This is a genomic window from Emticicia sp. BO119 (assembly GCF_013912375.1).
Taxonomy (GTDB): domain Bacteria; phylum Bacteroidota; class Bacteroidia; order Cytophagales; family Spirosomataceae; genus Emticicia.
In genome coordinates, this window is sequence record NZ_JACETV010000006.1 from 44463 (window position 1) to 68952 (window position 24490).

Annotated in this window: 24 protein-coding genes and 1 pseudogene; 19 read left to right on the plus strand and 6 right to left on the minus strand. The window is 36.6% G+C overall.

The features are described from left to right. Window positions 1-17: 17 nt before the first annotated feature. Window positions 18-917 (plus strand): myo-inosose-2 dehydratase, encoded by a 900-nt coding sequence (gene iolE, locus H1R81_RS18715; protein ID WP_181842284.1) that lies wholly within the window; start codon window positions 18-20, stop codon window positions 915-917. Next, window positions 914-1957: a LacI family DNA-binding transcriptional regulator gene (locus H1R81_RS18720; RefSeq protein ID WP_181842285.1), complete on the plus strand. Its 1044-nt coding sequence runs from the start codon at window positions 914-916 to the stop codon at window positions 1955-1957. Before iolE ends, H1R81_RS18720 begins: the two co-directional genes overlap by 4 nt. Before the next feature lie 21 nt (window positions 1958-1978). Here H1R81_RS18720 and H1R81_RS18725 read toward each other — a convergent pair whose 3' ends face one another. Next, window positions 1979-2839 (minus strand): dienelactone hydrolase family protein, encoded by an 861-nt coding sequence (locus tag H1R81_RS18725; protein ID WP_181842286.1) that lies wholly within the window; start codon window positions 2837-2839, stop codon window positions 1979-1981. 553 nt (window positions 2840-3392) lie between these two features. Between H1R81_RS18725 and H1R81_RS18730 the strand changes: the two genes are divergently transcribed. After that, complete coding sequence (locus tag H1R81_RS18730; RefSeq protein ID WP_220275263.1) at window positions 3393-4472, plus strand: sensor histidine kinase; 1080 nt, start codon at window positions 3393-3395, stop codon at window positions 4470-4472. Continuing rightward, complete coding sequence (locus H1R81_RS18735) at window positions 4472-5215, plus strand: LytTR family DNA-binding domain-containing protein (protein ID WP_181842287.1); 744 nt, start codon at window positions 4472-4474, stop codon at window positions 5213-5215. Before H1R81_RS18730 ends, H1R81_RS18735 begins: the two co-directional genes overlap by 1 nt. A 144-nt stretch (window positions 5216-5359) precedes the next feature. Here the strand turns inward: H1R81_RS18735 and H1R81_RS27485 are convergent. Together H1R81_RS27485 and H1R81_RS18740 are read right to left on the minus strand one after the other, a co-directional pair. Next, window positions 5360-6148 (minus strand): annotated as a pseudogene (locus H1R81_RS27485) (glycerophosphodiester phosphodiesterase); the annotation flags it as partial. A gap of 26 nt (window positions 6149-6174) precedes the next feature. After that, a complete protein-coding gene (locus tag H1R81_RS18740; RefSeq protein ID WP_181842288.1) occupies window positions 6175-6690 on the minus strand; it encodes a hypothetical protein in 516 nt (171 codons plus the stop codon). Between the two features lie 210 nt (window positions 6691-6900). On the opposite strand from H1R81_RS18740, the gene H1R81_RS18745 reads away from it, so the two are divergent. The 5 genes from H1R81_RS18745 (at window position 6901) to H1R81_RS18765 (ending at window position 12171) form a co-directional block, all read left to right on the plus strand. Beyond that, a complete protein-coding gene (locus H1R81_RS18745; RefSeq protein ID WP_181842289.1) occupies window positions 6901-7392 on the plus strand; it encodes a hypothetical protein in 492 nt (163 codons plus the stop codon). 56 nt (window positions 7393-7448) lie between these two features. Next, on the plus strand, window positions 7449-8207 hold the full coding sequence (locus tag H1R81_RS18750) for a hypothetical protein (RefSeq protein ID WP_181842290.1): 759 nt from the start codon (window positions 7449-7451) through the stop codon (window positions 8205-8207). Window positions 8208-9244: 1037 nt separating this feature from the next. Further along, window positions 9245-9922 carry a response regulator transcription factor gene (locus tag H1R81_RS18755; protein WP_181842591.1) on the plus strand — a complete coding sequence of 226 codons (678 nt, stop codon included), beginning with the start codon at window positions 9245-9247 and terminating at the stop codon, window positions 9920-9922. A gap of 9 nt (window positions 9923-9931) precedes the next feature. Beyond that, complete coding sequence (locus H1R81_RS18760; RefSeq protein WP_181842291.1) at window positions 9932-11302, plus strand: cell wall metabolism sensor histidine kinase WalK; 1371 nt, start codon at window positions 9932-9934, stop codon at window positions 11300-11302. A gap of 14 nt (window positions 11303-11316) precedes the next feature. Further along, a complete protein-coding gene (locus H1R81_RS18765) occupies window positions 11317-12171 on the plus strand; it encodes a sugar phosphate nucleotidyltransferase (protein WP_181842292.1) in 855 nt (284 codons plus the stop codon). Here H1R81_RS18765 and H1R81_RS18770 read toward each other — a convergent pair. Then, a complete protein-coding gene (locus tag H1R81_RS18770) occupies window positions 12168-13418 on the minus strand; it encodes an MFS transporter (protein ID WP_181842293.1) in 1251 nt (416 codons plus the stop codon). The two genes, H1R81_RS18765 and H1R81_RS18770, sit on opposite strands and share 4 nt — an antisense overlap. Before the next feature lie 176 nt (window positions 13419-13594). Here H1R81_RS18770 and H1R81_RS18775 point away from each other — a divergent pair, with 176 nt between their 5' ends. The 6 genes from H1R81_RS18775 to H1R81_RS18800 all read left to right on the plus strand — a co-directional run bounded on the left by H1R81_RS18775 (window position 13595) and on the right by H1R81_RS18800 (window position 19214). Next, window positions 13595-14623: a plastocyanin/azurin family copper-binding protein gene (locus H1R81_RS18775; RefSeq protein WP_229251173.1), complete on the plus strand. Its 1029-nt coding sequence runs from the start codon at window positions 13595-13597 to the stop codon at window positions 14621-14623. Window position 14624: 1 nt separating this feature from the next. Beyond that, window positions 14625-16115, plus strand: a complete 1491-nt coding sequence (locus tag H1R81_RS18780; protein WP_181842295.1) for a PQQ-dependent sugar dehydrogenase — start codon at window positions 14625-14627, stop codon at window positions 16113-16115. A 110-nt stretch (window positions 16116-16225) separates the two neighbouring features. Beyond that, complete coding sequence (locus H1R81_RS18785) at window positions 16226-17524, plus strand: acetyl-CoA hydrolase/transferase family protein (protein WP_181842296.1); 1299 nt, start codon at window positions 16226-16228, stop codon at window positions 17522-17524. A gap of 78 nt (window positions 17525-17602) precedes the next feature. Next, a complete protein-coding gene (locus H1R81_RS18790) occupies window positions 17603-18064 on the plus strand; it encodes a RidA family protein (protein ID WP_181842297.1) in 462 nt (153 codons plus the stop codon). A gap of 306 nt (window positions 18065-18370) precedes the next feature. Then, window positions 18371-18757 carry a MoaF-related domain-containing protein gene (locus tag H1R81_RS18795; protein WP_181842298.1) on the plus strand — a complete coding sequence of 129 codons (387 nt, stop codon included), beginning with the start codon at window positions 18371-18373 and terminating at the stop codon, window positions 18755-18757. Between the two features lie 7 nt (window positions 18758-18764). After that, window positions 18765-19214, plus strand: a complete 450-nt coding sequence (locus tag H1R81_RS18800; protein ID WP_181842299.1) for a GNAT family N-acetyltransferase — start codon at window positions 18765-18767, stop codon at window positions 19212-19214. Between the two features lie 10 nt (window positions 19215-19224). Here H1R81_RS18800 and H1R81_RS18805 read toward each other — a convergent pair whose 3' ends face one another. Further along, window positions 19225-20460, minus strand: coding sequence for an alkaline phosphatase family protein (locus H1R81_RS18805; RefSeq protein ID WP_181842300.1), 1236 nt, complete (start codon window positions 20458-20460; stop codon window positions 19225-19227). 78 nt (window positions 20461-20538) lie between these two features. Then, window positions 20539-20961 (minus strand): hypothetical protein, encoded by a 423-nt coding sequence (locus H1R81_RS18810; protein ID WP_181842301.1) that lies wholly within the window; start codon window positions 20959-20961, stop codon window positions 20539-20541. A gap of 156 nt (window positions 20962-21117) precedes the next feature. Here H1R81_RS18810 and H1R81_RS18815 point away from each other — a divergent pair, with 156 nt between their 5' ends. The 4 genes from H1R81_RS18815 (at window position 21118) to H1R81_RS18830 (ending at window position 24420) form a co-directional block, all read left to right on the plus strand. Next, window positions 21118-21915 (plus strand): class D beta-lactamase, encoded by a 798-nt coding sequence (locus tag H1R81_RS18815; protein WP_181842302.1) that lies wholly within the window; start codon window positions 21118-21120, stop codon window positions 21913-21915. A 32-nt stretch (window positions 21916-21947) separates the two neighbouring features. After that, window positions 21948-22298, plus strand: a complete 351-nt coding sequence (locus H1R81_RS18820; protein WP_181842303.1) for a DUF1801 domain-containing protein — start codon at window positions 21948-21950, stop codon at window positions 22296-22298. Window positions 22299-22419: 121 nt separating this feature from the next. Beyond that, window positions 22420-24075, plus strand: a complete 1656-nt coding sequence (locus tag H1R81_RS18825) for a M28 family metallopeptidase (protein WP_181842304.1) — start codon at window positions 22420-22422, stop codon at window positions 24073-24075. Window positions 24076-24081: 6 nt separating this feature from the next. After that, window positions 24082-24420: a hypothetical protein gene (locus tag H1R81_RS18830; protein ID WP_181842305.1), complete on the plus strand. Its 339-nt coding sequence runs from the start codon at window positions 24082-24084 to the stop codon at window positions 24418-24420. The last annotated feature ends 70 nt before the right edge of the window (window positions 24421-24490 follow it).

The window sequence follows — 24490 nt, forward strand, 5'->3', positions numbered from 1 at the left end:
ACTAACATATTATAAATATGAGCACTCAAAATATCAGATTAGGTGTAGCCCCTATCAACTGGACAAACGATGATTTACCGGAATTAGGTGCAGAAAATACTTTTGAGCAATGTATCAGCGAAATGGCACTTGCAGGCTTTGAGGGCTGTGAGGTAGGTAATAAATATCCTCGCGATACTGAGGTACTTAAGAAAGCACTAAATCTGAGAAACCTCCAGATTGCTAACCAATGGTTCAGCTACGAATTGACTACTAAATCCTTACAGGAAAATGTCATAGAATTTAATAAGTTGCTCGATTTTTTAGGGGCAATGGGTTGCACCATTGTAGGTGGTGGAGAAACAGGTAATAGCTGTCAGGGTAAACCAATCCCGGTTTTTGAGGGTAAAGGAATGTTGCATTCGGCTGCCGACTGGAAGAAATACGGTGAAAATATGAATGAATTAGGCAGGATCGCATCTGACAGAGGTTTTAAATTATCTTTCCATCATCACATGGGGACAATTATCCAGACTATTGAAGAAACCGATAAATTTTTAGATAATACCCACCCTGATTATGTATTTTTGAATTACGATTGCGGCCATTTTTACTTTGCAGGTGAAGACCCTATTACAGCCCTGAAAAAGTATATCAGTCGTGTAGGGCATGTGCATTTAAAAGATATTCGACCCAAAGTATTAAAAAAAGTACATGAAGAGAAATGGAGTTTCCTGACCGCTGTTAAGAATGGCGTATTCACTGTGCCGGGAGATGTGGAGGGTTGTATTAATTTTCCGGCTTTATTCTCTATATTGCAGGAGAATAACTATAAAGGCTGGGCAATAGTAGAAGCTGAGCAAGACCCTGCTAAGGCCAATCCTTTAGAATATGCCATAATAGCAAGAAATTATATAAAAAAGAACCTCGGTATATGAGTGGACAGTCTCAAATTACCATTAAAGACATTGCAAGAAAATTCAAATGCTCGCCCTCGACAGTCTCGAGGGCATTGAATGATCACGATGCTATCAATATTGAGACCCGTAAAACTATTCAGGAATACGCAAAAAAAATGAATTATCAACGAAATCAGGTTTCGTTGAGCCTGCTAAATAAAAAAACCTATTCATTAGGAGTCGTAGTTCCTTCACTCAAATACAGCAATCTTGAAGCATCAGTCATTGAAGGTCTCCAATCTGTTCTACAACCCTTGGGCTATTCTATCAGTATATTTATTTCTCAGGAGAGTCATGAAATTGAAGCCCAGAATGTAGAACAATTATTGGCCAGCCGTGTTGATGCCATTTTTCTTTCAGTAAGTCAGGAAACATACAATTTAGGTTTTTATGGGCATTTTGATCAGATTATTAATGCAAACAAAAGCCTTATTTTTATTGATCGTGACTACGAGGGTTTTAAATCAAGTCGGGTAGTTGTTGATGATTATAAAGGAGCATATATTGCTGTAGAACATTTGATTAAGATGGGTTGCAAAAGAATTGCCCACCTTAAAGGCCCTAATGGGACCTCAGTAGCAGAAAAACGACTGGAAGGATATATTGACGCCCTTAAAAACTACAATATTCCAATAGATGAAGACCTGATTCAAACCGCAGGTTTTCTTTCAGACAGAGCTATTTTCCCGACAAAAACTTTATTAGATAATCCCAATCGGCCTGATGGTATTTTCGCTGTAAACGACCGGGTGGCAATCGGAGCTATTTCTGTTATCCGATCTGAAGGATTAAGTGTGCCCGGAGATATTGCAGTCGTTGGTTTTGATAACGATCCCTCATCAGCTTATATAACACCCTCACTTACCACTATTTCTCAGCCAAGCTTTGAAATTGGTAGAGAAGCAGCCCAGCTTTTTCTGAACACCCAGAATATAGAAAAAGAAGGGGAAATAAAATTTGAAAAAATTATACTTCCCCCCGAACTGCTGATTCGTGAATCTTCATTAAAGATTCTATGATATTTTAGCTGATTTTAGCTATTATGATAACGTCTCCTTAAACAATCTCAGTGTACGCTCCCAGGCTAATTTCGCCGCTTCCGGGCTATAGCGTGTAGGTGCAGTATCATTATTAAAAGCATGATTTGCCCCTTCATATACGTATAACTCATATCTCGTTCCGGCAGCTTTTAATGCTGTCTCATACGCAGGTATTCCCGCATTTACTCTTTCATCTAATCCACCATAATGCAATTGCAGCTTTGCCTTTATTTTAGGTACATCAGCCACATCAGCCTGACGGCCATAGTAAGCTACCGCTGCATTTAATTCAGGCGAATTAACCGCCAGTTGATTAGCTAATCCCCCGCCCCAGCAAAAACCAACACAACCTGTTTTTCCATTGCTTTCAGGTCTTGCTCGTACATAATCCAAACCTTTCAGAAAATTATTAACGTTCTTTTGTGCATCTAATTTAGCAAACAAACCTCTTGCCTCATCTTCATTGGTGGGCGTACCGCCAAAAGGTGATAGTGCATCAATAGCTAAAGCTAAATAACCTGCTTTAGCAACACGCCGCGCCACATCTTTTATATGCGGATTTAAACCTCTGTTTTCATGAATTACTATTACCGATCCGAGTTTTCCTGCTGTTTTTTTAGGTTTGACAAGATACCCTCTCATAGTAGTATCATCACCTGCATAAGTAATACTTTCAATCATTAAATCATCATCATCTTCATTTACCGTTGCCGCATAAGCATAGTTAACTTCTAAAAGAGGTAATACTGCCAGAGCAGCAGCAGTGCTTCCCGTAAGTCTTGCCAGACGTTTCATAAATTCGTCACGACTCAAAGGTTTGTGAGTGTACTCGTCAAACAAATTAATAATTTCTTGATTCATAAACGTATGCTTTAAATTTTGAACTTATTATACTTGTAATTAGCGAATATGTTGAGGCTTTTCAGTAAGCAGTCTTTATAAGAAATTTTATTTTTAGCCGCAGTTCTTGCTTGTCAAATTTACAAAAAAGAAGCTTGTCGCAAAGCAACAAGCCTTTTTATTAACCTAATTTTATATTTAAAATCTTTATAGTCTCAATATTATAAGAAAAAGACATTTAATGTCTTGTAGCTGAAGTCCGTAAATACCGATGGTTTCTATTCAGTTTTTTTATTACAGACGCATATCAACAGGTTTGGGTTTCACCATTTATTACATTTAATAAGTATTTAATCTTCATTAAATGCAACTTTCAAGCCCGAACTTTATTCAAAACAAATAACAAATAATGTATGTTCAAACAGCTATTATACCATTTGGCATATTTTCTCGACAAGTAAGCACAATTATTATAAAACAGTCGATTTTTTTCGACAATAAGTCGGTAAAACACCATAAACAGTATAAAACTACCAACTCTGATAAATCATAACATTTGATTATTAAACAATAAATGCTTATTTCGTTATCATTTTTTCCTCATATGGTAATTCAAGCTTTCGTACAACGGCATCGGATATTAGTTGTTCATCTTGCCTTTTGGTGTGCCTATTTTTCGTTTTTCTTTTATCAGATCAGCTTTCAGAATGGTGATGAAAGTAGTTACAGCCGTCTGTTGGCAGATGCTTTTGCACATGTAATGGTAATAGCGGCTGCCAGTTATATGAATTACTTTTACTTTCTACCTCGTTTCCTCAGACACAAAAATATCTGGCGGTACCTCTTGGAATTTATCATTCCCTTTTTTTTACTTCATATTTTTTTGATTTATATAAAAAGACAGATATATGTTGATAGTGGTGACCTTCGCAGGATCGAAGTAGTTTATAGTACCAAATTCTTTATCAAAAGCTTCATAAGTGCCATATTCATCGTTATTTTTGTCGGAATGCTCAAATTTGTTGAAGACTGGTTTGAATTAGAGGGTAAGAAAAAGGAGGTAGAAAACGAAAAACTAATGGCTGAATTACGCTTTCTGAAAGCTCAGATCAATCCACATTTTTTATTCAACACGCTCAATAATTTATATTCGTTAGCCTTTACCAATTCGCCAAATACTACCGAAGTAATTGCCAAGCTATCCAAAATGATGCGCTATATGCTCTACGACTCAAATCACTCAAAAGTACCTTTAGACAAAGAAATTGAATACATAGAAAATTATATAAGTCTTGAAAAGCTCCGGTTAAATCATCAGATACCTATAGATTTTGAGGTAAAAGGTAAAACAAGTCAGGTTATGATAGTACCTTTGATTTTAATTACTTTTCTCGAAAATGCCTTTAAACATGGAGTAAACGGTAATGATCCTAACTCATGGGTAAAAGTTTTATTGCATATCGATGGCAACAATTGTATCTACACCGTCGAAAATAGTATGCGTAATTCAATGAACGGGCCAATGAAAGAAAGTTCAGGCATAGGATTACAAAACTTGAAACGGCGTCTCGAATTAAGTTATCCTGATGGATACGCATTAAAAGTAGAAAATAAAGATAGTAAACATAGTATTCAGTTAAAGATAGATTTGTGATGAACATAAAGTGTATTATTGTTGAGGATGAACCCTTGGCACGTACTTTATTAGAACAGTATATACAAAAAGTTCCTTATATTGAATTAGCAGAGTCATTCTCTAATCCATTAGAGGCATTAGACTTTTTACACCAGAACTCTATTGACTTACTCATTTCTGATATTCAGATGCCGGAACTGACGGGTATCAGTCTTTTAAAAATTTTACCTGTAAAACCCCTCATTATTCTTACCACAGCTTACCCTGAATATGCTCTTGAAGGTTATGAATTAGATGTAATGGATTATCTTCTGAAACCTGTTACTTTTGAGAGGTTCTTACAAGCAATAGAAAAAGCTCAAAGCAGATTGATGACTATTAAACTTGCCGGGAATCAGGAACACATTCTTGCCAGATCATTTATATTTGTAAAAGACCGTACCAAACAAGTAAAAATTAAATTAGAAGACATCATCTATGTAGAAGGGTTAAAAGATTATATTATCATTTATACAAAAGACAGGCGAATTGTTCCGCTACAAACACTTAAATCCTTTGAAAACCAACTACCATCGAGCCAGTTTATTCGTATCCATAACTCTTATATTGTCTCCTTCGATGCTATTGAGGCTATTGATAAAGAAAAAGTACAGATTATACCAATTACCTATCAAACCGGTGCCCCTGCTAAAACCTTCCTTCCCATCAGCGACACTTACCGGAAGGCATTCAAAGAATTTATTGAACGTAAAACTAATTAACAGGTATCTGTTTTTTGCTTGTGATGTAGAATCAAAAGGTAAATTTCTTTTGTTTTTTATAGAATCCAACCTTGCTGCATTTCTGGCACGGGTTTCCTCCAGTGTGGCACTCAGTAAATCGACCAGATATTTTACATCGTCTGTCTGAATAAAGTCAGGATTCTTTTGTACTGCCTCATAGTTCTCCTGCTCACTATGCGCGTCCCATACCGTTATCCTTAAACCTGCATTGTGTGCAATTTCTACCTCTTCTGCAGAAATCTGATTGGTAGAAATGGTAATACCATAAAGTCCTAATTTTTTTGCGGTAATCAGACCCTCCTCAAAATTCTTGGGATAAATAAACAACTTATACCGGCTTCGTTTGGTCTGTAAAACTTTAAGAAATTCTTCATCAGCTGACTCAATACAAATCTTTCTTTGTAAGTCGTATTTTTCAACTATTGCAATAATGGCCTCAGCAAACTGATCATAATAAGCAGCATTATCAGTTGTTTCTCTATAAAGCTTGCAATCAAAAGTAAAACGATAACTTGATACATCAGGGATATTTGAAAATAACTGCTCCAATGAAACAATAGCATAAGTCATATATGGAGATTCATTATACTGTCCGTTCCTGATCTGCTGCCAGGTCAGCGAGTTCACAATACCTGTTAAATCTGTCTTGGTCGATAAATCATTGTCATGAAAGGCAACTAATACCCCATCATTTGTCATCTGGATATCTATCTCACTTCCGTCTGTACCAAGATTAATACAATTGGCTATAGACTCAAAAGAATTCATCGGATACGTTGATGCAATACCCATTCCCCCATGCCCTAAGACCGTAATCATATCACGGTTAAGATTATCAATCTCAAAAATAATTTCCTCTTTTTCACAAGAAGTCATAACAAGTATTAAGAAAAGCCGGAGGATTCTGTTCATATAAATTCATATATCTTAATTCAGACCTAAAAGCTGTATCCCACAGACAACCCATACCAATGTTTGAATGATTGGTTTATAGAAACAATCGGACTATAATTAACACGAACCATCATACCCCCATTACTTTTCTGATAACGATACCCAACAGTAAAATTAGAGCTAAGACTATTTTGTCGATTAACCCTAAAATCCACTGTACTTGCCCCAACAATACTCGTAAAAGTTTGGCCAATACCTACTTCAGCATGATGGGTTTTGCCGTAATAAGCATTCAATGCAAACGGAATGGTTATATCAGGGTTCAGGTTTGTTTCAAAATCTCTTAATCGGTAAGTACCAACCCCCAATCTGACACCAATGTGTAATTTCTTCTGCTGGTAAATGAAGCGTTCGTAGTTAATAGAACCATAACCTCCCATACCTAAAGCTTCTACATAAATTGAATTGAGCGCTAAAGGTTTTAGTAACTGTTGCGTAAAAGCTGCTTTATAAAAAAAACAGAACGGGCAAATTATTGAAAAGATTAGTTTAGTATTCATGCAATCGATTATGCTGTTAAAATGAGAGCATTTCATGTAACAATCATAATAGGTGTAGTATGTAACAATGACGAGCCGAATAATAATTTGGTTGCACAAGAAACATATTTTGTAGAAAGTTATAAAGGAGTTATTCAGCACAAAATGAATGCTTAACCATTGAGATTCATCAAAAAAGTTTAATTTTGTATCAACAAAAAAAAATTACCTATGCTTAATGCTCAAAAAACTCTGAAGTTTACCCTCAGTCTTATATGCTTTTTGTGCTTATCTGTTTTATATGCACAAGCACAATATTATCCAGGATATGGTCGTGGTTACGGTGGCGGTTTGGGCGGTGGTTTAAACAGATACGGAAGCGAGTTTGATAATCCAAAACCAAAAGGCCCTTTAGACCCTGATGAGCTCGCCAAAGAAGAAACACGCTGGATGGTAAAAAAACTTAAACTGACTGATGAACAAGAAATTTTAGTTTCATCTTTAAATGAAGACTACGCCTACCAACGTAAAGATTTATACGATCGTATCAAAAAAGATTTTGGTGCCGAACGCCCTACTCCGCAACAAATTAATGACGCCAAAGCTAAAATGGCAGCATTAGAAGAAAAACAAAATAAAGAATTAGAAAAGATATTTACTCCTGAACAATTCAAGATTTATTCAGATAAGAAAGAAGATGCCAAGAAAAAAGCTAAACAATAAGATAATTTTCTCGTTATAAAGTAGAAATCCATTATCTTATCATTCATGATTAGCCAATGCTTGTCAAGCCTCTTTTCAAAAGATTAAATGCTGTCTGTTGTTGCTTAGGAGTTTCGATATTTCTGAATTTCTTCTTATACTCCTTCTCACAAGCACAAAGTACCCATTTATTGTCAGACTCCATTTTGTTAAAACCACCTGATGCTCCTAAAAGAGGGCTTGGATTTGTTCTTAACTGGGACGCACGAAGGTCTTTCGTAAAAAATCAAAGGGTCAATATCTGGGGAATCAATACAGGCATCGTGTTCGGTAAAAAACGAAACCAGATTACAGTGGGTTATTATTGGCTGAACTTCAATTCTTATTTAAAGTTACTGGACTTCCGCAGAAATAACTCCAAATTGGTTAATATTGATTATTACACCAAAACAGACTTGTATTTTTTTAGCCTGATGTATTGGAAGAATTTTATAGAAACAAGACGTTGGCGTGTGAGCATGCCAGTTGAAGTGGGGGTAGGTGCAACAAAAAACCAAGGAACAGATTTATTAACTGAAATAAAAATCTGGAAAAGACAAGATTTTTTTCTTCCCGTTCAGTCAGGCCTGTACGCCAAATGGAAAGCTACCCGATGGGTTGGTCTATCGGTGCAAGGTGGTTATAGATATGCACTCATATCTAAAAATATTCAGGAAAACTATGATGGTTTTTATTATAGCTTCGGGGCAGAACTTCAGCCTGAATTATTCAAGGATATTTACCGATGGGTTTTCAGGAAAAAACGAACTCAAGTCATTCCTCCGGCTCAACCATAACAGAGATGTAATATTTTTTTAGAATAAGACAATAAACTCAATAAATCTAAGTTTAATATATCCAGGCAAAAGGATTATATTGAAATTTAACAATTACATGATTTTATTTCATTATGCTTATATTTTTTTTTCAGCTAAATCTATATCACTCATTTGATTTATGCTGACTAACAAAAAAGACTGAAAAAATTTGGTAGCTATATTTTCACCGTTCGTCTATAAATTCTTTGAAGCATAAATTTTGCACAATATAAAATTTGTATTAAATTTGACTTATGAATAGATGGTTTGAATCGGCGTAACGAATATATTTCAAGAAAATTATAAAATTTCTTGTTTTTTTACCAGAGTTTTTTTTACATTTGTCGTATCAAAAATAAATAATTAAAAAAATACTTGTTTAGTTATTAATTTCGTTTTTATATTTGAAACTGAAATCATTGCGAAAGAAATGTGAAAGATCAGCAGAATTTCAGATAAATGCTTATTTTTTTAAGCACTCCTAAATAAGAATAAAAATATTAAAGATAAAAGTTGTGTGGATTTAGTAGCGGGAAAGGCTGGAGTCATTTACTCCAGTCCTTTTTTTTTATACCTTTTTATTTTAATCCCTTTTTAACCTTCTATTAATAACAATTTTAATACCTTCTTCTAATTTTGTATCAGATAAGTCGTCCGGATTAATCATCTTGCCATTAGATAATATTTTCAGATTCGATATTATTAAGAACGTAATATAGTTTTTTCATAAAAGTTGTGTGGATTCAATAGGACAAAGGCTGGGCAGTTTGACCCAGCTTTTTTTTCTTTTAATGATCAAGTTGATTATTACCTTTTAAAAATCTGTATTGAAACGAATTTCTATCTGCAAAACAGCTTTTAACTCTTTTTTAATTTCATATTAAAGTTATCTTCATGTGGCATTCTCAATTTTGATAGTGTAATACTAAGCAAATGTCTGGCAAGGGTATTATCAAAATTTTATTTTATCAGATTAATTAATTAACTTAAAATTCAATATAACTATGCCAAATGATATGAGAGTATTAGTAGTCGAAGATGAGCCAAAATTAGCCGAGTTTGTTAAAAAAGGATTAGAAGAAAATGCGTGTAATGTAGATATTGCTTATGATGGACAAATCGGCAAAAATATGGCATTGAGTAATCCATACGATGTTTTAGTCCTTGATGTAAACTTACCTAAAATAAATGGTTTCGATTTAGCTCAACAACTTCGACAGGAGCAGTTAGGCACCCCTATTCTTATGCTGACAGCTATGGGAAGTATCAACGATAAATTAGTTGGATTCGGTGCTGGGGCAGATGATTATCTGGTAAAACCTTTTGAATTCAGAGAATTGTTAGTTCGCTTACGAGCTTTGCAACGTCGCTCAAATGATATGTTGCCTCAACAAAATATACTGAAGGTAGCCGATCTTGAGCTTGACCTGAACGAAAAAGTAGCCAGAAGAGGACAACATACTATTGATTTAACTGCCCGTGAGTTTGCTTTACTTGAATACCTCATGCGCAATAGAGGACGTGTAGTATCGCGTGTTGATATTGCCGAAAAAGTATGGGATATACATTTTGATACCGGAACCAACACAATAGATGTATATATTAATTTCTTGCGCAAAAAAATTGATAAAGATTTCACAACTAAACTGATTCATACGGTAGTAGGAATGGGTTATATACTGAAAGAAGACTAAGGGCTTATAATGAAAATTGTAGATAGACAACCGCTTCGTGCTTCATTGATAGTTTCCATTCTATTTGGGGCATTTTCACTTGTAATCTATAATTTTTATGCAGATTTCCGGCAGAAAGAGTTTCTCAAAATTCTGAAACAGAATGCCATTTCGCGCGAACGCTTGTTGGCAGACAGTACCTTCTTGACACCAGAGCTTCTTGAGCGAATCGGAAAATCTAACTCCGAGCTTACCATGACAGGCGAAGCTACTGGCATTTATGATACGACTGGTAAGGCTATTTATGTCTCTTCTGCCGAAAATCAACTACCTCCTAATCTGCTCAAACGGGTACTCAAAAAAAAAGAAGTAGCCATCGACAGTCTTGACATTGACCGTATTCTGTTTCTTTATGAGATTCCCGAAACCCACCAGAAAGTAATTCTGTCAACTGAAGCGATAGACGATTTTGGCTATGCCAAGCAAGAGAGATTAAGAGATTTATTAATCGTCGGTACATTCATTGCAATTATTGTAATTATCCTGATGATGCGCTTTTTTGTAAAACGTGACGTAAAACCCATAGGCCAGATTGCCGACCGTATGGAACAGATTACGGCTCATGACTCTAATCAGCGGTTACCAGAGGCTAATTTACATGATGAAGTAGGACAAATGGCCCGTACATTTAACGATTTGCTCGATAGACTGGAATTTGCCTACACACAGCAGAGAAATTTTGTTTCTTATGTAACGCATGAACTTCGAACTCCCCTGACTATTATGCAGGGACAAGCCGAAGTGGCTCTTATGAAAGAAAGAACAAATGACGAGTATCGGCAAGCCTTAGAATCTGTAAAGGCAGAAGTACAGGACATGATTAAACTGGTCAACGAACTGTTAGAATTAGTCAGAGCAAATGCAGATGCACATTTGGTAGATTTGAGACAGGTGAGGGTTGATGACCTGCTATGGCAGGCAAGAGGGCAACTTATCCAGAAAAAACCTCATTATGAAATAAGCGTCGCTTTTGAAGAAGTACCCGAATCAGAAGATATTACCGTATTGGGTAATGGTGCTCTATTGAAAATGGCTTTTATGAATATCATGGAAAACGCCTGTAAATATAGCGCAGCCCCTCTTTGCCAGGTACTAATCCATACCAGAAAAAAAGAAGTGGAAGTACGCTTTATTGACCACGGTACCGGAATTCCCGAAGAAGACCTCGAGCATATATTTAAACCTTTTTATCGTTCTGTAAATACACACGAAATATCAGGGCATGGAATCGGATTACCGCTTACCAAAAGAATTATTGAAATTCATCGTGGAAAAATTTCAATTGAATCAGAAGTTGGACATGGTTCCATTATTATTATTATATTGCCAACAATTGAATAGCAATATAATCCTTCATGAAACTTCTTATTTTAGCCGGGGGTATGTCGTCCCGCATGAAAAAGGCTTTAGATACCGATACTTCTCTTGATTCACGGCTTATCGAACAGGCCAATACCTTACCTAAATGTATGATAGGATTAGGTAAAAATGGCCGCCCTTTCATGGACTACGTTCTATATAATGCTTCAAAAGCTGGCATAAAAGAGGTAATATTAATCTTAAATCCAAAAGATAATATTACGCAGACTTATTATCAAAATCTAATGGCAAACCAGAATACCTGGGGACTGGATATAAGATTTGCAAAACAATATATTCCAGAAAACCGTGAAAAACCCTTAGGCACAAGTGATGCCATCCAACAGGCATTGGCTCAGTTTCCTGCCTGGAAAGAAAGTCGTTTTATTGTCTGCAATGGTGATAATTTATACCCTTCTAAGGCATTCAGATTACTATCAGAAGACTCTCATCCAAACGCTATGCTTGATTGGGACACTGGGCTATATACAGTAGAGCGTGTACGCAACTGTGCCATCATAAAAAAAGATAAAGAGGGTTTCTTGGTAGATTTATTAGAAAAACCCAGTGATACAGAATGGGAAGAGATTGTTAGCTCTATGTCTCAAATCGGAATCAGCTGGAATATCTTTGCCTTTACTGCAAAAGAACTTTTGCCCTTCTTAGAAAAAACACCATTGCATCCGATTAGAAATGAAAAGGAAATACCTGTTACTGTAAAACTTTGGGCAAAGGAAGTACAAAAGAGTATATTTACTATTCCGATTGCCGAAGTTTTGCTGGACCTAACCAGTAAAAACGATATTTCTGAAATCCAGTCTATTCTCGAAAAAGAATATGGTGATTTTTAAACTTCCTTTTCTACTACTAAATTTTTGGTAGGGTCAATCAGAAACCATAACATAGAAGCCACTATCAGACAACCCGCTATTACAAACAAAGGGTAGTTAAAATTACCTGTCTGATTTACGATGATACCAAAAATGATAGTTATGAAAAAACCACCTAATTGACCAGCAAAATTCATAGCTCCAGCTACTGTCCCCGAATACTGTTTGCCTATGTCTACACATACAGCAAAAGCCACTGGTAAGGTAAAGTCTTTTAATAAAACACAAAGAGATAGTAAATAACCTGCTGTCTCATTATCTACCGTTAGCCCTGATGCTAAAAAACAAATACTCGAACTCCCCAAGCCTAAAACGCCAACAATACGCCTGCCTAATTTTAAGCCATAACGCTTGGTTAATAAATCACTGGCAAATCCACCAACAAGGCATCCGATTGCTCCCAAGAAATAAGATAAAGAAATAAAGTTCTTTGATTGTTCTTCGGTCATGTGCCTGCCTTCCTGAAAATAGGTTGACGACCAGTTTGTAAAGAAATAAGAAGCATAAAAAAAAAGGTGGCACATAAGCATCAAAACCCAGACATTAGGATTCTTAATCACAATCCGCCAGTCAACATGGTGGTCAGATACTACCTTTTTTCGGTTCATTTCTATTTCTTCCACCTCTTTCTGACTTATTCCTGCCATATCGGCTGGTTTATCGCGAAACCAGAAATACCATGTTATTGCCCAGATAGCTCCTACAACCCCCAATATAAAAAAGGCCGTACGCCAACCAGCAGCATGTACCAAAGGAATAACTAAAAGCGGCGTTAATGCGCCACCTAACCGTCCTGCAGCCCAGATAACCGATTGTGCTCTACCTACTTCAACTGACGGAAACCACCGAGAAATAACAATAGACGCATTAGGATAAGCACCTGCTTCACCTGCTCCAAACAAAAAACGGACAATCAATAAATATAAATAACTAAAAGCAGTTCCGGTCAGTGCTGTAAAACCTGACCACCATAAAACCACCCTCGTTAGTACTTTCCGGGGGCCTATTCTATCACCTAAAATCCCGGTTGGTAGTTCAAAAAGTGCATAAGCAAGCGAAAACGCACCTAAAATGTAGCCAAAAGATTCATTATTTAAGTTTAAATCGGCCTTTACATACTTACTCACAACATTCATGCAGACTCTGTCAAGATAGGTAATGATGGAAAGCAGAAATAAGCCAAAAAGAACCTGGTAGCGTATTTTCATAGAATTTTGGTAAGAATAGTACAAATTTAAGACAGGTAAATATAAGAAAATTTAATGATTACTCCCTATTTTTGGATACTCATTCACCCTATTGATTTAACATGTTGAAACCCTTTCTTTTTCTTAGGCATCGACTGGCATGCTTAATTTTATTACTATGTTCTGTCTACTTCCCCTTGTCCGCCCAGCAAGATACCACAATTGTTATCAAGGTTTTAGGAGGTTTACAGTTTGATCTACCTCGTTTTGCCGTCAGGCCTAATACACGGGTAACAATTACTTTAGATAATCATGACGACATGGCACATAATTTAGTAGTCACTCAACCAAATTCACGTATAAAGGTAGTTGACGAGGCCCTTAAATTAGCTGAAAAGGGAGCTAAAATGGATTATATCCCTAACTCTCCATTAGTCATTGCTCATACCAGAATTCTTGAACCCGGACGAATGGAAAGCATCACATTTTTAGTTGATAAAGAAGGTACATACCCTTATGTTTGTACGTATCCGGGGCATGGATATATTATGTATGGTGCAATGTATGTAACCACAAAACCATTACCACCACTCGAAAAAGACCTGAATGTGCCAGAAACCCAAAGACAAAAAACCGGAGCAACCGCCAATCATTCAGGGCATCACATGGCCTCCCAGTCACCTCATCCTTATCCACTCAAATATCCTCTGCATTATCGTACTTTCATGCCCGATTGTAGTCCGGCAGCTATTGCAGTTGCCTTAAACGAAACTGAGTCTTATTGCTTTGATGCAGGCAAATGTTATTTAAGATATGCCTGGTCAGGCGGTTTTGTAGATAATAGCGAGCAATGGAAAGGTAATGGCAGTAAACTTACTAAGATAGTTGGTGATATTTACTGGCATGATAATACCGGGTTCCCATTCAGAATAGGAAAAATTGATATCACGCCAGAGGTGCATTTTAAGGGGTATCATCTCACTAATCGTATTCCTACATTCCGATATTTGCTAAATAATATTGAAGTAAAAGAAACGCTCACTCTCCTCCCCGGCGATACAGGTTTAAGCCGGACTTTTACTTTCAGGAATAATACCCAACCACTTTTATTTATAATCAAAACCGATGATGGAATTACCTATAAAAGTTCGGTGGGCAAATTTAATGATGGTGTATTGACCATTCCTGCTGGTACACAGAAGCTAACCCTAACCATGAAGAAATAAAATGAAAACCATTCGATATATTGCAACTCTACTCATTGGCCTTCTTTTCATACAGATTAGTTATGCAAAGAATTATTTTCCTAAAGATTCTGCGGCAGATTATTATACGGTCGAAAACATCCCTCTACCTGAAGGATTAATTGCTGAAACAGGCGCAATAGGCTTCATGCCTGATGGTCGGTTCATTGCCTGTTTTCATAGAGGGGAAATTATGACCTATAATCTGAAAACCAAAAAATGGAAACTATTTGCTGAAGGTATGCACGACCCATTAGGTATCTTGGTAGTTAATAATAGAGAAATTCTGATAATGCAACGCCCCGAATTAACTCGTATCAGAGATACAGACGGAGATGGCATAGCAGACGACTATGAGACTGTAACAGATGATTTTGGTTTATCCGGCAATTACCATGAATTTGCTTTTGGCCCTGTGGCTGATAAACAGGGGAATTTATTCATAGCACTTAATTTAGCTTCTAATGGTGCCGGTATTAGAAAAGAAATCAGAGGAAAATACGATTCACTTTCTCGCCCGGGGCGTATGTATTCCTGTGTACCCTACAGAGGTTGGATTATGAAGTTAACCAAAGATGGTAAACTCCACCCCTACGCTGTGGGCTTCCGTTCTCCGAATAGTTTAGGCTTTGATGCCCAAGGTCGCTTATTTGTTTCAGATAATCAGGGCGATTGGTTAGGTACAAGTAAATTATTCCATGTAGAAGAAGGGAAATTCTACGGACATCCCGCAGGTTTAATCTGGAAAGAAGATTTCCCAAGGGTGGTGCCTATCAAATTACCAGTATCAAAATTGGATAGTATGCGCACTAAAGAATCAATCCAGTTTCCGCATGGATACTTTGCTAATTCTCCAACCCAACCAATCTGGGATAACACCAACGGAAAATTTGGTCCTTTTGCCGGACAGATGCTTGTAGGAGATATGGATCATAAATATGTAATGAGAATACTAATGGAAGAGGTGGGAGGAGCGTTGCAGGGAGCTTGCATTCCAATGAATTTTGGTTCAAAAATGCGGATTGGTAACAACCGTTTGGTTTTCGCTCCAGACGGTAGTCTATGGGTAGGACAAAACGATCACGGTTGGGCAGGGTCAAGAGGTATCCAGAAAATAGCCTGGAAAGGTAAAACACATCTGGATATAATGGCGATGAATCTGACCAGAACAGGGTTTGATTTAACTTTCACACTCCCACTTAATGAAGACGCCGCCAAAGATATGGCCAATTATAAATTCAAACGTTTTTACTATGAATACCATCAGGCTTATGGCTCTAAACAATTTGATGTACAGGATATACCTGTAAAATCTGTTAAACTTTCACCTGATCGAAAAAAAGTTTCTATTGAATTAGCTGAGATGAAAGCAGGTTATGTATATGAACTAAGAACAGGAGATTTAAAGACCAATGACGAAAAATATCTGTTTAATAATCTTATATGTTATTCATTGAATAAACTGTTAGAGTGATTTTTGGGTTGTTATAGATACGATGAGAAGCAGAAATTTGACTGATAAATATCATATTCTGGTGTACTTTTATTAGAGAATTTTGTATCACGAATCATTCTATACCTAAGATGCCAATTGTTTCAGCAGAAGAAGCACTGAAAGTAATTAAGTCAGGCGATAAAATTTATGTGCATAGTGTAGCCGCTGCTCCACAGCATTTATTGGATAATTTAGTAAAACGTTCTGGCGAACTGCAAAATGTCGAATTATATCATTTGCATACAGAGGGAGATGCGCCTTACACTCACCCGGATTATGAAGGCATTTTTCATACAAATGCTTTTTTTATAGGAGCAAATGTAAGAAAAGCAATCGAAGAAGGCCGCGGAAGTTACATTCCTGTATTTCTGTCAGAAATCCCACGTCTTTTCAAACAAAAAATTATTCAACTCAATGTAGCTTTAATCTCCGTCTCACCACCAGATAAAAATGGTTTCTGTTCTTTAGGAACCTCCGTTGATGCAACCCTATCTGCACTTGATTCAGCCGATATTGTGATTGCACAGGTTAATAAATTCGTGCCACGTACTTTAGGAGATAGTCAGCTTCATAGCAGCAAAATTAATTATCTTGTACCTTTTGACGCACCTTTGCACGAGGTCTTATGGGGAAATCCCACTGGAATAGAGCAGAAAATAGGCAATCATGTCGCCTCACTGGTAGAGGACGGCGCTACCTTACAGATGGGTATCGGGAATATCCCGAATGCGGTTTTATCTGTTCTTGGAAACCATAAAGATTTAGGAATCCATACAGAAATGTTCTCCGATGGAGTAATTCCTTTAGTAGAAAAAGGCGTAATTACTGGAAGATTCAAGAAAAAACATCGGGGTAAAATTGTTTCCACCTTTTTATATGGCAGCAAGAAATTATACGATTTTGTAGACGATAATCCGCTCATTACCATGCTACCTGTCGATTACGTAAACGATACTTCAATTATCCGCCAAAACCCTAAGGTAACAGCCATCAATAGCGCTATTGAAATTGATATTACTGGTCAGATTTGTGCAGATAGCATTGGCTATCGTATGTATTCAGGTGTAGGCGGGCAAATGGATTTTATCCGGGGAGCAGCCCTGTCAGAAGGTGGCAAGCCTATTATAGCTCTACCTTCAAGTACAAAAAACGGAGAGTCAAAGATTGTAACTCATCTGAAAGAAGGTGCTGGCGTAGTTACTACCCGTGCCAATGTCCATTATGTAGTTACCGAATATGGCATAGCCTATCTCTTTGGAAAAAACCTGGTTGAAAGAGCAAAAGAACTTATAAAAATAGCTCATCCAGACCATCAGGAACGCCTTGAAAAAGAGGCTTTTGAACGCTTTAAACATCAATACTCACAAGGAGTTTATACTTATTTGTAATTTACGCAGATTGTACACTATAAATATTCAAATCAAAAAATTTGTTGTTAATTTTGGGTTATTCCAAATTAACAACAAATGAAATTCACTCTACTGTTTTTTTTACTTTTCTCCACGTTCAGTACGTTCTCTCAAAATTCTCTGAAGTTTGTTAACCCGGGTTCCGTTATTATTCCAAAAGGCTATTCTCAAACAGCTCAGATAGATATGGGTAATTCTATTATGTTGCTCATTTCAGGACAAGTTCCACTCGATGTACAAGGAAATCTTGTGGGTAGAGATAATTTCACTAAACAAACCGAACAGGTTTTCACCAATATTAAAAACATTATTGAAGAGGCAGGTGGCAATATTAATCATCTTGCTAAGATTACCATTTTTATAAAAGACATAAGCAAAATACAAGTTGTAAGGGAGGTAAGAGATCAATTTGTAAATAGCAAAGCTCCTCCTGCAAGTACCCTTGTTGAAGTGAGTAAATTGTATCGGGAAGATGTGATGATAGAAATCGAAGCAACTGCTGTAATTCCCAAAAGATAGAATACTTGTCTTATTTAATAAACACTACACTTCATACTTAGAAACTGTTTGAGTTAAATTTTGAAAATAAAAAAGGATGACTTTTGTGACAGGACAAGGTGTAAAAACCGGAGTTTAGCAGAGCTACATGAGGATTTTTTCACCGCAGGATTGGTCAAAAAGCAACTTTTTTAGTTCAATAAGATTAACTCAAACAGTTTCTTAAAGTGCAAACAAATATATAGCATACTCTGATAGTCTTAATTATTATCAAAGAAGTAATAAAATTAATACTGTTGAACCACCTTAGAAATAAATCTTATAAATATGAATAAACTACTGCTATTAATTCTTTCTACTACTTTTATATCTTCTTGTATAGGTAAAGGTGAAGAAATTCCACTGATAAAAGCCGGGAAATTACAGATTGGAGAAACCTATGTATATGATTACGGTGACGCCCGGTATGAAGTAAAATGCCTGACTGATACTACCTTGCGCTGGGAATGTGTCTTCGGAGAAGAAAAAGGCAAGCAGGAAACTGACCGCTATTATCAAAAAGAACTCGAGGGGAATAGTGTATTTGTGACATGGGCAGAGGCTGATGGGATTGGTGTGAGCCAGATAATTGATTTTAATAAGAATAAGGTTCAATCTTATTTATTAATAGATAAAAAAATTGAACTGGCAGAAGCCAAAATAACCAGGAAATAAGCTACAAATGATATTCCGAAAAGCAACAAAGGCCGATATTCCTTTCATTGTAAAGATGCTGGCTAATGATAAATTAGGTAAATTAAGAGAAGATTATAGAAACCCATTGCCTGCGCAATATTATTCGGCCTTTGAAAATATAAATACCGACCCCAATCAGGAATTGATTGTAGTTGAATACGATGGTGAAGTTATCGGCACTTTGCAACTAAGTTTTATACAGTACCTCACCTATCAGGGAGGCATCAGAGCACAGATAGAAGCAGTAAGAATACGAGAAGATTTGAGGGGCGGCGGACTTGGCCAACAGATGTTTGAGTGGGCTATTGCGCGCGCTAAGGCAAGAAAAGCACATATCTTACAACTCACCACAGATAAAAGCCGACCTGAAGCCTTACATTTTTATGAAAAGTTAGGCTTCAAGGCTACTCATGAGGGTATGAAACTGCATTTTTAGGATTAATCCATTATTTTTTATCTAATACCACCCAACGATTAAGAGTATTATGAGGCATTTCTAAAACGATTTTGTAAAAAGACGAAGTATAAGGGCTTACATCAATAGTAGCCTTTTCGGCATCAACAGGTACTTTCTTAACTAAAATATAATTGTCTGTTTTTCCAGTCTGAAAATAATTCGTCGTACTCAGCCAGATTTTAGCCTGTCCCTTTTTATCTATTGCTTTCCACGTTAAATCTATTTTCCCATCTTTGAATTGAGCTGCTGGTTGAACTGCCGAAACTTTTCCTGTCAATGGTGCTCCGTCTATTTCGAATTGTCTTTCACGAGGAAAAGTTATGCCTATAAACGAGGCAATTGAAGGCATAATATCTACAATTCCCGGTTGGTAATTCCTGAAATAGGGATTCAGATTTTTAGCATTGGTAACCATCCAGGTAGCTCGCTCTCTATCCGATTGCCCACCATGATTTTTACCTGTCTTGGCATCTCGCCCATGATCTGTTGTAATATAAATCACCCACTCCTCCTTAAAGTTCCTCTCCCGATACCGAATAGCCTGCCATACACGCCCTACCTGCTTGTCCATCTGTTCAATGGCCGAATAAAACTCCGGACTATCGCCGTGGGTATGCCCCATATCGTCAGTAAATTCCAGATATACCCACGTCAGATCAGGCGCATCAACCTTTATTGAATTAGCGGCTTCGGTAGCTATTTTTTCGTCAATCATATTTATATGCCTGCTTCCCTTGGTGTGTGGATAATTGACAGTATCTAATTCCAGTCCATCTAAATGGTAGTTGGTCATGATATTGCCGGTCTGAGGCAAATCATCACCAACCAGTTTTGTACGATTATCTAACCACGTAGAAAATACCGCGGTTTTCTTTTTAGGATACTGCTCTTTTAAAAAACGAAAAATCGTCCAGTAATGATAATTAGGCGCTTTAATATCATTGCCCCAAACATTATGCTTATTTACCCATGTACCAGTCAGCAAGCTATTATACCCGACTGCCGAAATGGTAGGTGTTTGAGAGTACCCACTTTTCTCTCCCCCAACATACGCGCGGGCATACCCCCCTATTTTAGCAATTGAATCAAGGTATGGCTTACTTACTTTCTCAATGACATCATTGGGAATACCGTCTACAATAATAAATACTGCTTTTCTGGTAGTTTGTGCTTGAATACCAATACCATAAAATAATATAAAAACCAAAACTAAGATTTTTTTCATAAGACAATAACCAATTATTGTGATTTTTGACCGCAAATATAGCCAAACCAAGCTGCTACTTAAGCAAGTGTATGTGAATTATGTATTAAGAATCAACTCCCTTTCAAATACATAGTCCCCAGTTTCAAATGGTATTAGCACTAATTGCCTTTCAGTTAATAATTTGACTGTTATTAATGCGCCATTTGAAGAAGACATGCACGAGGCCTGAATTCGTATATCATCATTTTCCATGATATAACCACCCCCACCACAACCAAGGAAAGCATACTCGACAGGAATTGTGCCCTTGTAGGTTTCTTCAAAGCTGCCTTTCTTTGAAAACTCTACATAAACACATTTATTGTCCGGCATAGTTATATTGGTGCAGGCATTAGTTCCATTGCGTTTACAATACGAGATAAGTTTCCATTTTCCAACTATTAAATTTTCAGGGGCAGGTCTATCTTCCTTACAGGCAAATAAAAGGCTGATAAGTGCAAGTGAAAGTAATTTTTTCATACGAGTGTTGGTTGGATAATCCCCCTAACTGGTGTACAAACTTAATTAAAAGCATTAATCTAAGCAAAGGCATTTTACTCCAACGATTGCTTATCTTTGCCTTATAACTGCTAAAATAAATTATCTCTACTTCCATTTAATAATTAAATATATCCGATGAAAGCCACTTTTCTATTAATCACATTGCTCAATTCGTTTCAAACTTTCGCACAAATTGATTTTACAACACCATTTAAAGATTGTAATATAGAGGGTAGTACTTCTGTCTATGATTATAAAAATAAAAAATGGGTATTCAGTAACAGCAACGATGCCCGCATCGAGACCTTACCTGCATCCACGTTCAAAATTATTAACTTGTTGATTGCCTTAGAAACTCAGGTGATCAAAGATGAAAACGAGATAGTGAAATGGGTTGGTAAAACCGATACGACTTTATATGGCTATCGCCCCGACATTTACAAAGATATGTCTGTAAAGGAAGCCTTCGAGGTATCTGCCGGTTGGGTGTTTATTGAGTTGGCCAAAAAGATTGGAAAAGAGAAATATAAGCATTATCTGAAAATATGCCAGTATGGCAACGGAAACCTCTCACAAAATGACGCCGACTTCTGGAATTTCGGCAACTTTGCTATATCTCCTATAAATCAGATTGAATTTCTGATAAAAGTATATGAAGAAAAATTACCTTTCTCAAAAAAAAATATGGAGATTCTGAAAAAAGTCATGATTACTGAAAAAACTTACGCTTATAGTATTAGATCAAAAACAGGTTGGACAAGAGTATCGAGTCAGGATATTGGTTGGTGGGTTGGTTATATAGAACGAAACGATAATACATATTTTTTTGCTACCCGGATTACCAAAAAACGTAGCACTATCAATCCTGAATTCGGACAATGCCGGAAAGACATCACAAAAAATATACTCAGGCAACTGAATGTAATAGAATAGTTGTTAACTCTTTATAAAAGCATTTTAACCCTATGCCTTCAGACCTTGAAAACTATTATCTGAAACAAAACGAGCCTATTCAAAGCTGCTTATTAGCACTGAGAGTTATTATCATGGATTTATATCCATTAATCACTCACCAACGAAAATACCAGATTCCCTTCTTTTACTACAAAGAAAAGAAGTTAGCATATTTATGGGTTACCAAAAAGAAAGTACAGATTGGGTTTATTGAAGACAAATGTTTACAGAAACCAATCGAAGGCGTAAGATTAAAAGATCAATACCAGAGTATAATCATTAATCCAAATGAAGATATTCCCATAGAAGTAATTGTTGAAAATCTCAAAACACTGATGCACTTATATGATGGTTTAGATTAATTCCTTCTTAGTTATTGTATAATATTTTATAGTATATTTGAGCATGCTTACTTAATATCATTCAGACCGCCAAAATATCTTACTCATTATAACTGCTTACTATTTCAACCTCATTCAATCAATGCAAAAGATCATACCTTCGGCTTTAATTATCTTAACAGCCACAATCCTTACCGCTTGTACCCATTCTGACAGTTCATTTGACGAACAAGATGGCCTTAGTTCATTTAATAAAGATAGCCTTGCACAACATATCATCACTTTAGCATCAGACCAATTCCAGGGTCGCCGTCCTTTCACGGTTGGTGAAACTAAAACAGTTGAATACCTTACCAATACACTCAGAAGTTTGGGTGTTGAACCAGGCAATGGAAATGAGTATTTTCAGAAAGTACCTATGGTAGAAATTACCCCGACCTGTGACCCTTCTATGAAAGTAGAATCAGCCAGAGGTAATTTCACTTTAAAAAATATGGATGACTATGTGATCTGGACAGAAAATACAGATTCGATTGTTTCATTAAATAGTGAAGAAGTAATCTTTGCAGGTTTCGGAATAGTCGCACCTGAATACAACTGGAACGATTATGCGGGGCTTGATGTAAAAGGCAAAGTAGTAGTAGTATTGGTTAACGATCCCGGATTCAGTTTAATTGACAGTACTCTCTTCAAGGGAAAAGAAATGACCTATTATGGTCGGTGGACTTATAAATTTGAAGAAGCAGCCCGGCAAGGAGCAAAAGCCTGTTTAATAGTGCACAACGAAGCAGCTGCTTCTTATGGATTTAATGTCGTGCAAAATTCCTGGGGCAAATCTCAACAACATTTAGACACAAGAGGTAAAGAATACCGCTGCGCGGTTGAAGGTTGGCTGACAGAGCCAGCAGCTAAACGGTTATTAAATACAATTCCAGATGGGGAAACACTTTTAGCCAAGGCAAATCAAAAAGGTTTCAAACCAGTTTTATTGAATCTGAAGGTTTCTACTTCAATGAAAGTAAAAGCAGTATTCAATGAATCAAAAAATGTAATTGGCAAAATAACAGGCACCAAACGCCCGGATGAATATATTATCTATACTGCACACTGGGATCACTTCGGTATCGGAAAACCAGACGCCAAAGGAGATTCCATTTATAATGGGGCTTTAGACAATGCCAGTGGCACTGCTGCAATCCTCGAAGTAGCACGGGCATTTAAAACCATGAAAAATAAACCCGAACGCAGTATTGTCTTCTTGTTTGTAACCGGAGAAGAACAAGGGCTCTTAGGTTCTGCTTATTATGCACAAAATCCGGTTTATCCTGCTAATAAAACGGTAGCTAATCTGAATATAGATGTTATTAATAATTTTAGCCCCACAAAAGATGTTTCTATTCCTGGTGGAGAAGGCCAATCTGAATTAGAAGATTATCTGAAAAAAGAATTGGATAAAAAAGGAAGATATATAGCACCGGAAGCACATCCTGAGGCAGGTCACTATTTTCGCTCAGATCATTTTAGTTTTGCTAAAGTAGGTATTCCGGCCTTGACAATTGGAGGAGGAATAGATGCCATTCCACAAGGCAAAGAATATGGGCAAAAACAACAAGAATTATATAATGATAATTTCTACCATCAAACTACCGACCAATATGATGCTTCTACATGGAAATTGGAAGGAGGCCTGGAAGACACTATTTTATTATTTCAGATAGGGAAAAAATTAGCCTTTGAAACTACCTGGCCGCAATGGAAAGAGGGTTCGGAATTTAAGGCATTGAGAAAAAATAATTAAAGAACAATGAATCAACCAGCAGAAACAAACAGACCTCCTGCCATTACATTTGCTTGTACTGCAGCATTTGTATGGGCTTCTTTATCAATCCCACTTATATTTTTTAGTAGTAGCAAATCTATAGGGGCATGGTACCCTCCATACTTAGTTTTCAGTATAATTGCAAGTTATGCAGGTGCATATGGCATTTGGGCAATGAAAAAATGGGGTGTTTACTTATATATTGGCTTCAATGTAATAAATCAGATTGTCCTTGTCAGCATGGGGATGTGGTCATTATTTTCAATTCTGATTCCAGCAATCGTAATTGGAGTAACCTATACACATCTGAAGAATATGCGTTAATATTCATAAATTTTATAAATAAAATCGCCACTCCGGTAATCCGGAGTGGCGATTTTATTTATCCAAGAAA

Bases quoted from the DNA above. Each gene is read 5' to 3' on its own strand.
- H1R81_RS18755 (WP_181842591.1), top strand. From the start codon at position 9,245: ATGAGAGTATTAGTAGTCGAAGATGAGCCAAAATTAGCCGAGTTTGTT.
- H1R81_RS18825 (WP_181842304.1), top strand. From the start codon at position 22,420: ATGCAAAAGATCATACCTTCGGCTTTAATTATCTTAACAGCCACAATC.
- H1R81_RS18760 (WP_181842291.1), top strand. From the start codon at position 9,932: ATGAAAATTGTAGATAGACAACCGCTTCGTGCTTCATTGATAGTTTCC.
- H1R81_RS18765 (WP_181842292.1), top strand. From the start codon at position 11,317: ATGAAACTTCTTATTTTAGCCGGGGGTATGTCGTCCCGCATGAAAAAG.
- H1R81_RS18820 (WP_181842303.1), top strand. From the start codon at position 21,948: ATGCCTTCAGACCTTGAAAACTATTATCTGAAACAAAACGAGCCTATT.
- iolE (WP_181842284.1), top strand. From the start codon at position 18: ATGAGCACTCAAAATATCAGATTAGGTGTAGCCCCTATCAACTGGACA.
- H1R81_RS18770 (WP_181842293.1), bottom strand. From the start codon at position 13,418: ATGAAAATACGCTACCAGGTTCTTTTTGGCTTATTTCTGCTTTCCATC.
- H1R81_RS18735 (WP_181842287.1), top strand. From the start codon at position 4,472: ATGAACATAAAGTGTATTATTGTTGAGGATGAACCCTTGGCACGTACT.
- H1R81_RS18830 (WP_181842305.1), top strand. From the start codon at position 24,082: ATGAATCAACCAGCAGAAACAAACAGACCTCCTGCCATTACATTTGCT.
- H1R81_RS18790 (WP_181842297.1), top strand. From the start codon at position 17,603: ATGAAATTCACTCTACTGTTTTTTTTACTTTTCTCCACGTTCAGTACG.
- H1R81_RS18750 (WP_181842290.1), top strand. From the start codon at position 7,449: ATGCTTGTCAAGCCTCTTTTCAAAAGATTAAATGCTGTCTGTTGTTGC.
- H1R81_RS18720 (WP_181842285.1), top strand. From the start codon at position 914: ATGAGTGGACAGTCTCAAATTACCATTAAAGACATTGCAAGAAAATTC.
- H1R81_RS18785 (WP_181842296.1), top strand. From the start codon at position 16,226: ATGCCAATTGTTTCAGCAGAAGAAGCACTGAAAGTAATTAAGTCAGGC.
- H1R81_RS18810 (WP_181842301.1), bottom strand. From the start codon at position 20,961: ATGAAAAAATTACTTTCACTTGCACTTATCAGCCTTTTATTTGCCTGT.
- H1R81_RS18730 (WP_220275263.1), top strand. From the start codon at position 3,393: ATGCTTATTTCGTTATCATTTTTTCCTCATATGGTAATTCAAGCTTTC.
- H1R81_RS18800 (WP_181842299.1), top strand. From the start codon at position 18,765: ATGATATTCCGAAAAGCAACAAAGGCCGATATTCCTTTCATTGTAAAG.
- H1R81_RS18815 (WP_181842302.1), top strand. From the start codon at position 21,118: ATGAAAGCCACTTTTCTATTAATCACATTGCTCAATTCGTTTCAAACT.
- H1R81_RS18795 (WP_181842298.1), top strand. From the start codon at position 18,371: ATGAATAAACTACTGCTATTAATTCTTTCTACTACTTTTATATCTTCT.
- H1R81_RS18745 (WP_181842289.1), top strand. From the start codon at position 6,901: ATGCTTAATGCTCAAAAAACTCTGAAGTTTACCCTCAGTCTTATATGC.
- H1R81_RS18725 (WP_181842286.1), bottom strand. From the start codon at position 2,839: ATGAATCAAGAAATTATTAATTTGTTTGACGAGTACACTCACAAACCT.
- H1R81_RS18780 (WP_181842295.1), top strand. From the start codon at position 14,625: ATGAAAACCATTCGATATATTGCAACTCTACTCATTGGCCTTCTTTTC.
- H1R81_RS18740 (WP_181842288.1), bottom strand. From the start codon at position 6,690: ATGAATACTAAACTAATCTTTTCAATAATTTGCCCGTTCTGTTTTTTT.
- H1R81_RS18805 (WP_181842300.1), bottom strand. From the start codon at position 20,460: ATGAAAAAAATCTTAGTTTTGGTTTTTATATTATTTTATGGTATTGGT.